At 60.9% G+C, this 12,963-nt stretch carries 16 protein-coding genes; 7 read left to right on the top strand and 9 right to left on the bottom strand.

What is annotated here, in order from left to right; genetic code table 11:
- Position 1 precedes the first annotated feature (1 nt).
- The 5 genes from J2X43_RS02835 to J2X43_RS02815 form a co-directional block, all read right to left on the bottom strand.
- Positions 2–646 carry a CDP-alcohol phosphatidyltransferase family protein gene (locus J2X43_RS02835; protein WP_112388705.1) on the bottom strand — a complete coding sequence of 215 codons (645 nt, stop codon included), beginning with the start codon at positions 644–646 and terminating at the stop codon, positions 2–4.
- The gene (locus tag J2X43_RS02830) at positions 643–1,035 is read right to left on the bottom strand and encodes a hypothetical protein (protein ID WP_112389035.1); all 393 of its coding nucleotides are present in this window, start codon (positions 1,033–1,035) and stop codon (positions 643–645) included. Before J2X43_RS02830 ends, J2X43_RS02835 begins: the two co-directional genes overlap by 4 nt.
- Complete coding sequence (locus J2X43_RS02825; RefSeq protein ID WP_112388706.1) at positions 1,032–1,982, bottom strand: phosphatidate cytidylyltransferase; 951 nt, start codon at positions 1,980–1,982, stop codon at positions 1,032–1,034. The genes J2X43_RS02830 and J2X43_RS02825 overlap by 4 nt, the downstream gene beginning before the upstream one ends.
- Positions 1,979–2,623 (bottom strand): lysophospholipid acyltransferase family protein, encoded by a 645-nt coding sequence (locus J2X43_RS02820; RefSeq protein ID WP_112389036.1) that lies wholly within the window; start codon positions 2,621–2,623, stop codon positions 1,979–1,981. The genes J2X43_RS02825 and J2X43_RS02820 overlap by 4 nt, the downstream gene beginning before the upstream one ends.
- 108 nt (positions 2,624–2,731) lie before the next feature.
- On the bottom strand, positions 2,732–4,033 hold the full coding sequence (locus J2X43_RS02815) for a hemolysin family protein (protein WP_112388707.1): 1,302 nt from the start codon (positions 4,031–4,033) through the stop codon (positions 2,732–2,734).
- A 249-nt stretch (positions 4,034–4,282) separates the two neighbouring features.
- On the opposite strand from J2X43_RS02815, the gene J2X43_RS02810 reads away from it, so the two are divergent.
- The 3 genes from J2X43_RS02810 to J2X43_RS02800 all read left to right on the top strand — a co-directional run bounded on the left by J2X43_RS02810 (position 4,283) and on the right by J2X43_RS02800 (position 6,090).
- On the top strand, positions 4,283–4,486 hold the full coding sequence (locus J2X43_RS02810) for a hypothetical protein (protein ID WP_112388708.1): 204 nt from the start codon (positions 4,283–4,285) through the stop codon (positions 4,484–4,486).
- Between the two features lie 109 nt (positions 4,487–4,595).
- Complete coding sequence (locus J2X43_RS02805; RefSeq protein ID WP_112444412.1) at positions 4,596–5,375, top strand: nucleotidyltransferase family protein; 780 nt, start codon at positions 4,596–4,598, stop codon at positions 5,373–5,375.
- Positions 5,368–6,090 carry a metallophosphoesterase gene (locus tag J2X43_RS02800; RefSeq protein ID WP_112388709.1) on the top strand — a complete coding sequence of 241 codons (723 nt, stop codon included), beginning with the start codon at positions 5,368–5,370 and terminating at the stop codon, positions 6,088–6,090. The genes J2X43_RS02805 and J2X43_RS02800 overlap by 8 nt, the downstream gene beginning before the upstream one ends.
- A gap of 2 nt (positions 6,091–6,092) precedes the next feature.
- Here J2X43_RS02800 and J2X43_RS02795 read toward each other — a convergent pair whose 3' ends face one another.
- The gene (locus J2X43_RS02795; RefSeq protein WP_112388710.1) at positions 6,093–6,362 is read right to left on the bottom strand and encodes a DUF2934 domain-containing protein; all 270 of its coding nucleotides are present in this window, start codon (positions 6,360–6,362) and stop codon (positions 6,093–6,095) included.
- Between the two features lie 143 nt (positions 6,363–6,505).
- The gene (locus J2X43_RS02790; RefSeq protein WP_112388711.1) at positions 6,506–6,904 is read right to left on the bottom strand and encodes a VOC family protein; all 399 of its coding nucleotides are present in this window, start codon (positions 6,902–6,904) and stop codon (positions 6,506–6,508) included.
- A gap of 234 nt (positions 6,905–7,138) precedes the next feature.
- Here J2X43_RS02790 and J2X43_RS02785 point away from each other — a divergent pair, with 234 nt between their 5' ends.
- Together J2X43_RS02785 and J2X43_RS02780 are read left to right on the top strand one after the other, a co-directional pair.
- Positions 7,139–8,296: a fumarylacetoacetate hydrolase family protein gene (locus J2X43_RS02785; protein ID WP_112388712.1), complete on the top strand. Its 1,158-nt coding sequence runs from the start codon at positions 7,139–7,141 to the stop codon at positions 8,294–8,296.
- Positions 8,297–8,339: 43 nt separating this feature from the next.
- Positions 8,340–8,501: a hypothetical protein gene (locus J2X43_RS02780; RefSeq protein WP_310290753.1), complete on the top strand. Its 162-nt coding sequence runs from the start codon at positions 8,340–8,342 to the stop codon at positions 8,499–8,501.
- Positions 8,502–8,528: 27 nt separating this feature from the next.
- On the opposite strand, the gene J2X43_RS02775 is transcribed toward J2X43_RS02780, so the two are convergent.
- Entirely contained in the window at positions 8,529–10,697 is a 2,169-nt protein-coding gene (locus J2X43_RS02775; RefSeq protein WP_112388713.1) for a TonB-dependent siderophore receptor, read from the bottom strand.
- A 140-nt stretch (positions 10,698–10,837) separates the two neighbouring features.
- Between J2X43_RS02775 and J2X43_RS02770 the strand changes: the two genes are divergently transcribed.
- Together J2X43_RS02770 and J2X43_RS02765 are read left to right on the top strand one after the other, a co-directional pair.
- Positions 10,838–11,788 carry a LysR substrate-binding domain-containing protein gene (locus J2X43_RS02770; RefSeq protein WP_112388714.1) on the top strand — a complete coding sequence of 317 codons (951 nt, stop codon included), beginning with the start codon at positions 10,838–10,840 and terminating at the stop codon, positions 11,786–11,788.
- A gap of 171 nt (positions 11,789–11,959) precedes the next feature.
- Positions 11,960–12,328 (top strand): hypothetical protein, encoded by a 369-nt coding sequence (locus J2X43_RS02765; protein WP_310290747.1) that lies wholly within the window; start codon positions 11,960–11,962, stop codon positions 12,326–12,328.
- A gap of 11 nt (positions 12,329–12,339) precedes the next feature.
- On the opposite strand, the gene J2X43_RS02760 is transcribed toward J2X43_RS02765, so the two are convergent.
- Positions 12,340–12,909, bottom strand: a complete 570-nt coding sequence (locus J2X43_RS02760; RefSeq protein WP_112444400.1) for a helix-turn-helix domain-containing protein — start codon at positions 12,907–12,909, stop codon at positions 12,340–12,342.
- Positions 12,910–12,963 lie beyond the last annotated feature (54 nt).

Below are 12,963 nucleotides of genomic sequence, written 5' to 3'. Positions count from 1 at the left end.
GTCAGCCGCCGCGCTTCATTGCCTGAACGAGGTTGCGGCCGCGCCGCAACGCGGTGATGGCCGCGCCGACGGCCACGATCCAGAGCGCGGCACACAGAACATCGTTGTGCAGGCCGAGCAGTGGTTCGAAGACCGACAGGACGGCTGCCGCCGTGACGGTTGCCATGCGGTGCTGCTTGGCCATCGGGCCAGAGAAATCGGCGCCTTGCCCGCAGGCACGGCCAAGCTCGCGGACATAGGCGGTGAGAACCGCAAAGGCGGCCGCCGCCCAGCCAAGGCCGGCAAAGCCGATGCCGAGGCCGACACCCGCGAAAATCAGGATATCGGCGGCGCGATCCGGAAACTCGTTCCAGAAGGGGCCATCGGCCGCAGCCTTGCCGCCCTCGACCGCGACCATGCCGTCGAACAGATTGCAAAGCAGACGAAGCTGGCAGGACAGTGCTGCGAGGAGCAGGAAGACGATCCGCTGGGTGCCGGTATCCTGTCCCGCGAAATAGAAGAACAGTCCGGCCAGCGCCGCGGCCGCAATGCTCGCCTGCGAGATCTGGTTCGGCGTGACTGACTTTTGCGCCAGCCAGCGGGCGATCGCCTGCGCCCACCGTGTATTGCGGCTCGTCAGCGGACGGCGGTCTCCGGCCTCGGTCACGGCGCAGTTCTCCCTCTTGAGATCGAATAATTGTAGATCGCCGCATAGCTGGTGGAAACGGCAAGCGGCACGGCGATGGTCTTCAGGATTTCGGGCGTGCCGCTCAGCATATGGAAGGCGACGAGGATGGTCGCCGACCCCAGGCAAGCAATCAGCGGCGGCGCGACGAGACGGACGCCACCGGAAAACAGGTTGGACAGCGCCTCGACCGCCCGTTTCAGAAACAGCGTCAGACAGGCAGAGAGCGTGCCCTGCACGGCGCCCGCCATCAGCATGGCTGGCAGCGGATAGGCACGGTTGGCGAAAAGCGCCCAGCCTCCCATGGCGAGAAAGGCAAAGGCTACATGCACGGCGCTGCTTCGGCCAAGCCGCGCGACGAGGCCGCTCATGTCAGCGACCACCAGTAACGAACGAGATGGAAGAAGATCGGCGCCGAGAAGACGACGGAATCGAGCCGGTCGATCAGGCCACCGTGGCCCTCGATGATGTGGCCCCAATCCTTGACGCCGCGGTCGCGCTTGATCGCCGACATGACGAGCCCGCCGAAGAAGCCCATCAGGGTGATGATGAGCGCCAGGAGGCCCGCCTGGAAGGGCGTGAACGGGGTGATCCACCAGAGCGAAGCACCGATCAGCGTGGCGCTGGCAATGCCGCCGATGAAGCCTTCGACAGTCTTTGAGGGCGAGAGTTTCGGAGCAATCTTGGTGCGGCCGAAGAGCTTGCCCCAGACATATTGCAGCACGTCGGACAGCTGCACGACGATGACGAGGAAGGCGATCAGCAGGACGTTGCGGCCCTCATATCCGGGGATCGTCAGTGTCAGCAGCGCCGGCACGTGCGAGGCGCAGAAGACGCAGATCATCAGCGCCCATTGGACTTCGGCGATTCGGATCAGGAAGCGCTCGGTATCGCCGCGCAACACCGAAATAATCGGCATCAGCAGGAAAGCGTAAACAGGCACGAAGATCGAATAGATGCCGTATTCCTCGGCCCAGAGCAGATAATACTGGATCGGCAGAACGACGAAGAAGGCCGAGGCGAGCGCCCAGTGATCGGCCCGCTTGGTATTGGTCAGTGTGATGAATTCGCGCAGCGCCGCAAAGGAGCAAAAGGCGAAGAGAATGATGACCCCTGCCCGCCCGGCCAGAAAGGCGATGCCGATGAAGATCACCATGATCCACCAGGCCTTGATGCGGGCGTTCAGGTTTTCGATGGCGCTGTTGGAACCGTCGGGCGACAGCTTCCGGTGCAGCACATAGCCGATGGCGGATGCCAGGATCAGCACACCGAAAATGCCGAGAACCAGGGTGATCAGATCGTGTTGCGCCCCGTTCATTCGCCAGCTCCGGCCGTTTTCGGCGACAGCGCCAGCATCGCGGCGCGCAGACGCTCAAGAAAATCTTCCTTCGTCTCGCCTCTCTCCAGCTGCATCGGGCTGCCGAACGTCACGGTGCAGATCAGCGGTATCGGCACGATTTCTCCCTTCGGCATGACGCGGTTCAGATTGTTGATCCAGACAGGCACGAAATCGATATCCGGCCGCGCTTCGGCCAGATGAAAGATGCCGCTCTTGAACGGCAGCAACGGCTCTTCTGTCTGATTTCGCGTGCCCTCGGGGAAGACGATCAGCGACGAGCCGCTGTCGATGGCGTCGGCCATCTGCGCAATCGGATCCTGCGTCCGGTTCTCGCGGTCCCGCTGGATCAGCACCGAATTGAAGACATCGCGGCCGATGAAGGTACTGAGCCTGGATTTCAGCCAATATTCGGCACCGGCCACCGGCCGTGTTTCGGCGCGCATTCTGGGCGGCAGCACCGCCCAGACGAGAATGAAATCGCCATGGCTGGAGTGATTGGCAAAATAGACGCAGCGCCGCGGCGGCAGGCCTTCGCCCGACCAGATGGCACGCACCGCGGTGATGGCGCGCGCAAACAGCACGATCGCCACCGCGGCAGGCTTTGCAATCAATGTCCGCATGTCCTGCATCAAGGCTTCCTGCATTCAGGGTTGCAGGAACCTAGCTGCCTTTTGCGCAGACGGGAAGCAGCGCCGTAAGCCGGGTAAGATTTCCACAGGCGGCCGGCATCACGCCGACCGTGCTTCTCCCTCATCGGCCTCGGCCGACACGAGAATCTTATCGACGCGGCGGCCATCGAGATCGACGACCTCGAAGCGCCAGCCATTCTTGACGAAGCTCTCACCGAGCTCCGGCAGGTGCTTCAGCTCTTCGAGAATGAGACCGGCGACAGTCTGGAACTCGATGTCGTCGTCGAGCTTGAAGCTCATGAACTCGGCGAATTCGTCGATCGGCGTCCAGCCGGATACCAGATAGGAGCCATCGGTGCGGCGAACGATTGCCTGTTCTTCCGAAGGACCTTCCAGCAACGCGCCCATGATCGCTTCCATGATGTCGCCGGACGAGATGACGCCTTCGAAATGGCCATACTCGTCATAGACGAGAACCATGTGAACGGGCGATTTGCGGATCGCCTGGATCGCATGCGTTGCGGTCGATAGATCCGAAATGACCGGAACTTCATGGGCCAGCGCCTGGATATCGGCATGGCCGTTGGCATTCATGGCGTCGTAATAGTCCTTGACGAACAGGACACCAAAGACTTCGTCGGAGCTGCCGCGGCGAACCGGCAGACGCGAGCGGCGCGTCGCATGCAGCAGGGTGCGGATCTCTTCCGGGGTATCATCGACATCGACGACCTCGACATCGCGGCGCGGCGTCATCAGGGCGCGGGCCGTGCGGTCGGCAAGGCGCATGACGCCCGAAATCATCGCCGATTCTTCGCTTTCGATCACGCCGGCGCTCTGCGCTTCGGCGAGGACCGTCTTGATCTCTTCGTCGGTCACGCCGTCGCTGACCTTGCCGGACTGGCCAAGCAGCTTCAGCACCAGCTTGCCCGATGCATCGAGCAGCCAGACGAGCGGCAGCGCAAATTTGGAGAGCACGACCATCGCAGGCGCCACCTTGGCTGCAACCGCTTCCGGTTCGCGCAGCGCAATCTGCTTCGGCACGAGCTCGCCGACGATCAGCGACAGGTAGGTGATGGCGACGACCACGGTGCCAACGCCGAGCGCATCCGACAGCGCCGGGCCAACGCCCTGCTCCGACAGCCACTGCGTCAGGCGTCCGCCGAGCGTGGCGCCGGAAAAGGCGCCCGAGAGCACGCCGACCAGCGTGATGCCGATCTGCACGGTGGACAGGAAGCGTCCGGGATTTTCGGCAAGTCTGATGGCCTGGGTTGCCCCCAGGCTGCCGTGATCGGCGAGAACTTTAAGACGGGCGGGGCGGGAAGAAACGACAGCAAGTTCGGACATGGCGAGCACACCGTTCAGAACGGTAAGCAGGACCACGATAGTGATTTCGACTAACAAAAGGAGCCTATGATATCGACAAGGATGTCCCAAGATAAGGGTAAAGCGCTGACATTGAAAGCAAACGATCCGTTGAATGGCGGATATTTTTTCGTGACCGGAGCGTCTCCATACCGATATCTGGCATGTTTCGGAACGCCGCAGGCCATCGTCTCCGCGGCACAACCAAAACCTTCACGTTTCCGAAAAGCGGAACTTTTAAGCGTTCTATCGGTTCTTCATGCTCAACGAGCCTGGGGAGAATACCTTATGACACAGATCCGAGAAACCGAGCGCCGTGGCCGTACTTTGCGCGGCCGCCCGTATAGCCTTCCGGAATTTGCCAAGAAATACGGCCTCGAAGACGATCAGGCTGAAGACCTCTTCGTGCGCTTCGGCCCCTCCTCGATCGAACTCGATCTGCTGATGGCTGCGAAGCGCCGTCCGCCTGTGCGTCTCGAACAGGTAATGTAATCGATCCCGACCCGACCATGCGGCTTGCGAACGGCAGTCTCTGACGAAAGAATGGACGATGAACGCCACGACCGCAGCCAGCAAGAAAACCAAGCCGAATGCCGCGATGATGAAAGCGCGGGCGGTTCCGCAGCTGATCGACCCGGATGCGGAACCGTTCGTCGCCGAAGCCGTGCGTGAGCTTGTCGATTGCAAGATCCCGTTTCTGGTCGCCGGTACCTATGCTGTCTGCGCCTACACCGGCATCCAGCGGCAGACGAAGGATTTCGACATCTTCTGCAAGGCCGGTGACTACGGCCGCATCCTTGGGCATTTCAAAGACAAGGGTTACGCCGTCGAAGTCGAGGATGAGCGCTGGCTCGGCAAGGTCTTCAAGGGCAAGCATTTCTTCGATGTCATTTTTGCGTCGTCCAACGGCACGATGCCTGTCGGCGACGACTGGTTCAAGGATGCGCGTCAGGTGGAGATGTGCGGTTGTCCGGTCTGGATCATCAGCCCGACAGAGCTGCTTTGGTCGAAATTCTTCGTACAGCTGCGCCACCGCTATGACGGCGCAGATATTGCCCATGTGATCCTGCGCGCCCACGACAAGATCGATTGGCGCAAGCTGCTCGGCTATATGGAAGTGCACTGGGAAGTGCTGCTGATTGCGATCCTGAACTTCCGGTGGATCTACCCAACCGAGCGCGACAAGATCCCGCAATGGCTGATCGACGAGCTGCTGGAGCGCCTTGCGGCCCAGCGCGAGCTGCCGCTGCCGCAGATGCGCATCTGCCGCGGACGGATGTATTCGCGCGTCGATTTCGAGATCGACGTCAAGGAATGGGGTTTTGCCGATGTGGGCGGCGAGGGACAGCCGCGCGGCGAATGGGAGGAAGCCGATGGCTGAGACGAGAAGGAAGATCCGCGTCGCCGCCGTCGCCGACCTGCATGTGAAGGAAGACGGCGCCAAATCCTACAAGGAGCTTTTTGCCGAGGTCTCCGGTGTTGCCGATGTTCTCGTCATGGCAGGAGACCTCACCGATCTCGGCAAGCCCAAGGAAGCTGAGCTTCTCGCTGCCGATCTGCGCAGCTGCACGGTTCCCGTCGTTGCCGTTCTCGGCAACCATGACCACGAGAGCGGGTCTGTCGAGGACGTGACCCAGATCCTGACCGATGCCGGGGTGAAACTGCTGAACGGCCAGGCGGCGGAGATAGCGGGCGTCGGCTTCGTCGGCGTCAAAGGTTTTGCCGGCGGCTTCGGCCGGCATATGCTCGGCTCCTTCGGCGAGAACGCCATCAAGGCGATGGTCGCCGAAAGCGTCGAGGAATCGATGCGGCTTGAAAATGCCATGCGCCAGGTGCGCGCCGACAGATCGATGGTGATCCTCCACTATGCGCCGATCGCCGAGACCGTCGTCGGCGAGCCGCTGGAGATCTACCCGTTTCTCGGATCTTCGCGTCTGGCGGAAACCATCGACCGCTTCAAGGTCAATGCGGTCGTCCACGGCCATGCCCATCGCGGCACATACGAGGGCCGCACACCTGGCGGAGCGCCGGTCTATAATGTTGCCGCCCATATCGAAAAACCGACCGGCAAGACCTATGCGCTGCTGGAGCTGTAAATCTAGGCGCGTTTGCCGATCTTCCGGACCGGCTTCTGTTCCGGCCGGACGACACGAAACGCGTCGTTTTCAGCAGCCCGCATCAGGCGGCCGGTGCGGCGCAACATGTCGATCAGCTCACTGCCGTCGGTCGATGCGCGCGTTCGTTCGAGCTGCTCGTATTCCGCCATCGCCTGCTGCCAGTGAGCACCGCCCCGATCGTGCGGGCGGCCCTCTTCCTCCCAGATGGCATAGGCACGCTGATTGATCCAATCGTCCTTCGTACGGCTCATGATATGTCCAACTGAAATAAGCAAAATAATCTCCGGGAAGACTGCCAGAGCGGGCTTACAGAGTCGTTACTTGCGCGGACGAAATTTGAGCGGATTTACTTGCACTATCAGCAGCAAGATCAGGCCGAAAGAATGTGCGTGTTCTACTCCTTGCGCTCGGCAAGCTCGATGATGATGCCGTCGGGGTCGCGCAAGAAGGCGATCTTGTGCAGCACCTCGGAATTGAAGGCGAGACGCGGCCGCTCCTTCACCTCGACGCCGGCGGCTTCAAGCTTTGCGAAAGTCTCGTCGACGCTGTCGAACAGGAAGGTCAGATGGCGCATACCCGCGGTGCCGTCAGGCACATCCGCGGCTCTGGCTGCGCCGCCTGGCGGCGCGACGATCTCCAGCATGCCGCCGCCTGCATCCAGAAATACGAGATCGGAGCCATCCGGCTGCTTTTTCCGAAGATGAAGTCTGAGGCCTAGCAGGCTACAGTAGAAATCGACGGTGCGATCCATGTCGCTGACCGTCATGCCGACGTGTTCGAAGGATTTCAGCATTGCAGGCGGGGCCTCCTCTCCCCGGCAGGCGGATGAAAAATCGCTGCCGAACCTACGCCTCTGCAACCGGGCCGCAAGTCCGAAATCTAGCCTTCAACGAAACGTGCAGTCAGTTTTTCCGGTGATCAGCCTTGCCCGCGCTGGCCGAATATGATCGATTTCCGGCGCTGCTGGAGGGCGGCAATTTTCCGCAATTTCCATGAGCAATCGCTCATCAGCATTGGAGGGGTTACCATGTCCCAGCTTCTCGACGCCGCTTCCGCAAACGGCCTCTTCGTCGGCCGCATCTGGAACCTTGAGGCCGGTGGCCCGTCGATCGTGACGATCCGCGACGGGCAGCTCATCGATATCACTTCCAAAGACGTGCCGACGCTGAGCGCGCTGCTGGAACTGGCCGATCCTGCAGGTTTCGTCCGCGCGGCCGCCGGGACGCCTGCCGGGACGCTGGAGGCAATCGCCGCAAACAGCACCGGCGCTCCGGATACGAGCAAGCCCTATCTGCTGGCGCCTGCCGATCTTCAGGCGATCAAGGCCTGCGGCGTCACTTTCGCCCAGTCGATGATCGAGCGCGTCATCGAGGAGAAGGCGGCCGGCAACCCTGACCGCGCCGCTTCGATCCGCGATCGCGTTGGCGCGCTGATCGGCGGCAGCCTTGCGAATATCAAGGCGGGCTCGCCCGAGGCCGCCAAGGTCAAGCAGGCGCTGATCGATGAAGGCATGTGGTCACAATATCTCGAAGTCGGCATTGGTCCCGATGCCGAGGTGTTCACCAAGGCACCGGTTCTGTCGTCGGTCGGCTGGGGCGCCGATGTCGGTTTGCACCCGATCTCCACCTGGAACAATCCGGAGCCCGAGATCGTGCTGGCGGTCAACAGCCGCGCCGAGATCAAAGGCGCGACACTCGGCAACGACGTCAACCTGCGCGATGTCGAGGGCCGCTCGGCGCTGCTGCTCGGCAAGGCGAAGGACAACAACGCATCCTGCTCGATCGGCCCTTTCATCCGCCTGTTCGACGACAGTTACACAATCGACGACATGCGCAAGGCCGAGCTTGACCTCAAGGTAACAGGCGAGGACGGCTTCGTTCTGCACGGCAAGAGCTCGATGTCGAAGATCAGCCGCGATCCGACTGATCTCGTCAAGCAGACCTGCGGCGCGCACCACCAGTATCCCGATGGCTTCATGCTGTTTCTCGGAACCCTCTTTGCCCCGACCCAGGACCGCGACGCCAAGAACCAGGGCTTCACCCACAAGCTCGGCGATGTGGTGGAGATCTCTTCGGCCGGGCTTGGAACACTTAGCAACACCGTGCGCCTGTCGACGCAATGCCCGCCCTGGACATTCGGCATCTCGGCCCTCTTCAAAAGTCTCGCAAGGCGCGGCTTGTTGTGAGCGGCAATTGTGCTTGGCGCCGCAATCGGGTTAGAAGAGCAGCATGAACGACAACGTCATCAAGTTTAAGAAACCGAACAAGCCGAAGCCGCCGCGCCAGATCAATCCGGCGCTGCGCAAGCTCATCGTGGTCCTGACCATCCTGGTGCTCTTTGCGGCCGCCTGGGGCTATTTCAACTTCTTCGGCGGCCAGCCAACGCCGTAAGCGTGCGGGCGCGGCTTCGCCGTTTCCTCACCAGTTGAAGGTCAGCTTGCCCATCACCGTCCGGCCATCGCCATAGGTGCAGCCAAACGAGCTGCAGCTGGCGATATATTCCTTGTCAGCCAGATTTCGAAGGTTAAGCGAGGCGGTGACGCCTTCTTTCTTGTAGGTGAGTGCCGCATCGAAGAGGGTGACTCCGTCGAGGTCGTAGGTGTGCAGGACTGCGGGGGTACCGTAGCTTGCATATCCATAGCGCTGGCCTACATAGCGAACACCCGCGCCGATGCCGACGCCTTCAAGCGGGGAGCCTTCTGCAAAGCTGTAATCCATCCAGATGCTGGCGGCATGCTCCGGAACACCGTCCAGTGGGAGGCGGTTCGTCAGCATTCCGGGGGCGATCGTGTCTGTATCCGTATAGGTGTAGGCCGCTCGGAGATTGAGGCCATCCGCCAAGCTCGTCACTCCTTCGAGCTCGACGCCTTTGGCATGAACTTCACCGATCTGACTGGTGACGCCGCCAACCGTCTGCAGGACATTTTGCTGACGCAGATCGTAGACCGCCGCAGAGAAAAATCCGTCCCAGCCTTCGGGCTGATACTTCACGCCGATTTCGACCTGCTTGCCTTCCGTGGGACGGACATCGGAAAAGGTTGACGTGGGCGCAACCGGCTCAAACGAAGTGCTGTAGCTGACATATGGTGCGATACCATTGTCGAAGACATAGCCCAGCCCGACGCGTCCCGTCAGCTTTTGGTCATCGCGATCGAGAGATCTGACCGCCCGCGTTGCAGGCAGGAAATTCGTCGTGGTGCCATCCGTACTTGCCCAATCCTGTCTCAGGCCAAATGTCGCCCGCCAATTGTTGTAGGCCATCTCGTCCTGAACATAGATACCGACTTGACTGAGGTCCGTGTCCACCAGCGTGTCCGTCGTACGGGACAGCAGGCTGATCGGTCCACCATAAGTGGGATTCAGGATATCGAGCGGCGTTGCCCGGAAGAACCGGGTGCGCGCATTGTTGCTGAAATAGCGATAGTCCAAGCCGATCAGAAGCTTGTGCTCCAGATCACCGGTCTCGAACTCTCCCAGCAGACTATTGTCCACATTGAAAGTGTTAAGCAGTTCGTCCTGGAAAGTCGCATTGCGCAGGATTGAGTGACCATCGGCGCCCACACCCGGACCATAGGCTACGTTCGCGACGGTCGTTGACATCCCCAGCGCCTGATAATCCCAATCGAAATTCGAGTAGCGGACATTCTGGCGGAAGGTCCAGGTGTCGTTCAGCTTGTGCTCGAACTCATAGCCGAGATTGGTCAGCGTCCGGTTGGAATGGTCGAAGCTCTTGTCGCCGACATAGAAGTCCGGGCTGAGCGTGTTGGCAAACAGCGCAGGCACGCCCGACGGCGTGCTCGGATTGTCGTGCTGCACGCTGGTCAGGATCGTCAGCTTGGTGTCTTCATCGGGCTGCCAGGTGACGGCAGGGGCGATGAAATAACGGTCGTTGTCGAGCTGATCGACCTGGGCGCTCGCGGTTCTTGCCAGGCCAGTTACACGGTAGGCGAAATCCGACGCGTCGCTGACCGGGCCGCCGGCATCGAAATAGGTGCCATAGGTATCGTAGCTGCCGATCTGCAGGCCCACCTCGCCAAAGCGGTCGAAGGTCGGCCGCTTGCTGATCAGGTTGATGATGCCGCCCGGATTGCCCTGGCCGAACATCACGGAGGCCGGGCCGCGCAGCACTTCGATACGCTCGAGCTGATAGGGATCGATCGCCGGCGCGCCTGCCGTCCGCATCAGTCTCAGGCCGTTCAGATATTGCGACTGACGGCCATCGAACCCACGGATGCGCGGCGCATCGAAACGCGGATCGGACCCGCCCGGCTGGCTGACGACACCGGGCATGTAGTCGAGAGCCTGGCTTACGGTTTCGGCATCCTGCGCCTTCAGCTGGTCCGCGGTGATGACGGAGATCGACTGCTGGGTTTCGAGAATCGGCGTTCCGGTCTTGGTCGCCGTCGAACTCGTCCTTGCAACGAAACCCTTCACCGGCGCATTCGGGTCCTGCTTCGCCCGGCCCTGGACGGTGATCGGCGCGAGCTCGGTCACGGTCTGCGCATCCTGCGCGACCGCGGCTGCCGGAAGGAGCGCTGCCCCGCAAACGGTGGACAGCAGGACAAGCGATAGATTCTTCACGCGCACGGCAACCTCATGGAGACGAGGACGGGACGACCCGCCTAAAACTTGACAATTTCAGTCACGTTACTAGACGCTTTCGTTTTTTTGATCCAATAAGGCAATGAGCGTTTTTCATAAGCGCTGGTTCTGAAAACAGGTGGCAATTGGCGAATAGCTCCGCGCTCGAGCTCAGGCATCTCCGATATTTCGTTGCGCTTGCCGAAGAGCAGAATTTCGAGCGTGCGGCGGCCCGGCTGGGTATTGCCCAGCCCGGCCTCAGCCAGCAGATCATCAAGCTCGAAGCCCTGCTCGGCGTAGCCCTGCTCGATCGCAGCCGCCGCGCGGTGCGGCTGACGCGGCCGGGACTTGAGCTCGCCGAACAGGGCCGCCGCGTTCTCGGTCAGGCGGAGAACGCGATTGACGCCGTTCACCGCGCCGCGCGCGGCGATCTGGAGCGGGTCTCGGTCGGCTATGTCGCCTCGGCTGCCTATTCCGGCGTGCTCGGCGATGCGCTTTCGAAGTTCAAGGCCGCGAGCCCCGGTGTCGAATTCCAGCTGATCGAGATCGAGATGCGCCAGCAACTCGAAAAGATCGCCGACAAGACGCTCGATCTCGGCTTCATCCGGCCACCGATCTCGCTTCCGCCGGGTTTGGCAGCCGAAGTCGCGGTGCGCGAAGATTTCGTCGTGGCCCTGCCTGCCGGCCATCGACACGCGAGTGCCGCATCCGTTTCCCTGAAATCACTCTCCCCGGAAGTGTTCATCACGCCGCGCCAACCTGCCGATACCGGCTTTCACCGCAACACGATCGCCGCCTGCCGCGAAGCCGGTTTCGAGCCTCACATCAACAGTTCCGGCCGGGATTTCATAACGATCGCCAGCATGGTCGTGCTCGGCGTCGGCGTTGCGCTGGTGCCGCGCTCGTTCCAATGCGTCCAGCTTCCGGGCATTACCTACACCAGGCTGAAAGGATGCTCGGTGACATCGGATCTGGCGATCGCCTACCGCAAGGTCGAGCCATCGCCGGTCATCAAGGGCTTCATCGCCCATTTCAAGAAAAACCTGGTACGCGATCAGGACGGTCTTCGCGATGACGTTGCCGACGAGAGCTTCTGATTGCCGCCGCCTAGTCTTGTTGACAAAGTTCATTTTCGCCGGGAAGCTTTCACGCTCCATAAGGCTGGAGGATACTTTGACGCTGCCGTCAGCAATTTTTGAGACGTATCGCTCCACGCTTGTCTCACAGCCCTTGTCTGCGCTTTGGCGGGGGCATGGCTCTGCTATTTTTTGGAGTTTGGCCGCTTATCGCCAAAGGTGAAACGAGATGGGTCTGCTGCCAATCCACAGGGCGACTATACGGTCATAATCGAGTGGAGTTGGCGAATTGAGAACGAGGAGTCCATCCTGTGCGGAAGCTGGAGCGATGAAGATAATTGGAAGGAGATATTTCAGACGCTGATCGGACAGACGGTTCAAGACATCTCGATCTACGGACGGCTTCCAGAACTATCGATTTCTTTCGCCAATGGACTTTACGTTGCTTCCTTTATGACCGCCGAGGGGCAACCTGCTTGGGGCATCATCGACCGTTCGCCGCAACACCAAAAATGCAGATGCTTGGGCGTTCGCGATGGCGTCATCGTCGAAGAATTCTAGCCGGTGAGGGTCTATGACACCACGTTGCGGATGAACTTCACGATCCCGGTCTGCCGGTTCGCGTAGGAATAGTCCTGGGCCGAGCTGTAAATCGCAAAAGTCCCTGCCGGGTAGTCCTTCTCGGCGCCGCCGACGGTAAGAGTCAGCACGCCTTCCGTGACGAAGATCATTTCGTGCCAGCCCTGCGGGTCCGGTTCCGCGTCATAGCGCTCGCCGCCTTCGAGCGACCAGAGCCACATCTGTGTCTCGTGGGCCGCAGGCGCAGTGCCGAGCAGAACGCCGGCGCTTGCCGGGCCGTTTCCGCGCCAGGTCACCTCGTTGATATCGGCAGAGGAGCTGCGGTCGGGATCACGCACCAGATCGACGAACCCGACGCCCATTGCCGCCGCCAGCTTGTCGAGGCTGGAGAGACTGATATTCGCATCACCGGCTTCGACGGCGACGATCATCCGCCTGCTGATCCCCGATGCTTCAGCCAGCGCCACCTGGCTCATGCCGGAGGCCTGACGATGCCTGCGAAGATTGCCGGAAACATGCGCTAGGACATCGCGACGCACTTGACTGTGCAATATATTGCTCATAGGCTCCTTTTACTCTTGATGGGCAGACTATTCAACAGCGATTTCAGCCGTGCG

It is taken from the genome of Rhizobium sp. BE258 (assembly GCF_031457345.1).
GTDB lineage: Bacteria > Pseudomonadota > Alphaproteobacteria > Rhizobiales > Rhizobiaceae > Rhizobium.
This window is presented reverse-complemented; position numbering and strand designations above follow the sequence as displayed.

Bases quoted from the DNA above. Each gene is read 5' to 3' on its own strand.
- J2X43_RS02830 (WP_112389035.1), bottom strand. From the start codon at position 1,035: ATGAGCGGCCTCGTCGCGCGGCTTGGCCGAAGCAGCGCCGTGCATGTA.
- J2X43_RS02825 (WP_112388706.1), bottom strand. From the start codon at position 1,982: ATGAACGGGGCGCAACACGATCTGATCACCCTGGTTCTCGGCATTTTC.
- J2X43_RS02820 (WP_112389036.1), bottom strand. From the start codon at position 2,623: ATGCGGACATTGATTGCAAAGCCTGCCGCGGTGGCGATCGTGCTGTTT.
- J2X43_RS02810 (WP_112388708.1), top strand. From the start codon at position 4,283: ATGACACAGATCCGAGAAACCGAGCGCCGTGGCCGTACTTTGCGCGGC.
- J2X43_RS02805 (WP_112444412.1), top strand. From the start codon at position 4,596: ATGAAAGCGCGGGCGGTTCCGCAGCTGATCGACCCGGATGCGGAACCG.
- J2X43_RS02800 (WP_112388709.1), top strand. From the start codon at position 5,368: ATGGCTGAGACGAGAAGGAAGATCCGCGTCGCCGCCGTCGCCGACCTG.
- J2X43_RS02795 (WP_112388710.1), bottom strand. From the start codon at position 6,362: ATGAGCCGTACGAAGGACGATTGGATCAATCAGCGTGCCTATGCCATC.
- J2X43_RS02790 (WP_112388711.1), bottom strand. From the start codon at position 6,904: ATGCTGAAATCCTTCGAACACGTCGGCATGACGGTCAGCGACATGGAT.
- J2X43_RS02785 (WP_112388712.1), top strand. From the start codon at position 7,139: ATGTCCCAGCTTCTCGACGCCGCTTCCGCAAACGGCCTCTTCGTCGGC.
- J2X43_RS02780 (WP_310290753.1), top strand. From the start codon at position 8,340: ATGAACGACAACGTCATCAAGTTTAAGAAACCGAACAAGCCGAAGCCG.
- J2X43_RS02760 (WP_112444400.1), bottom strand. From the start codon at position 12,909: ATGAGCAATATATTGCACAGTCAAGTGCGTCGCGATGTCCTAGCGCAT.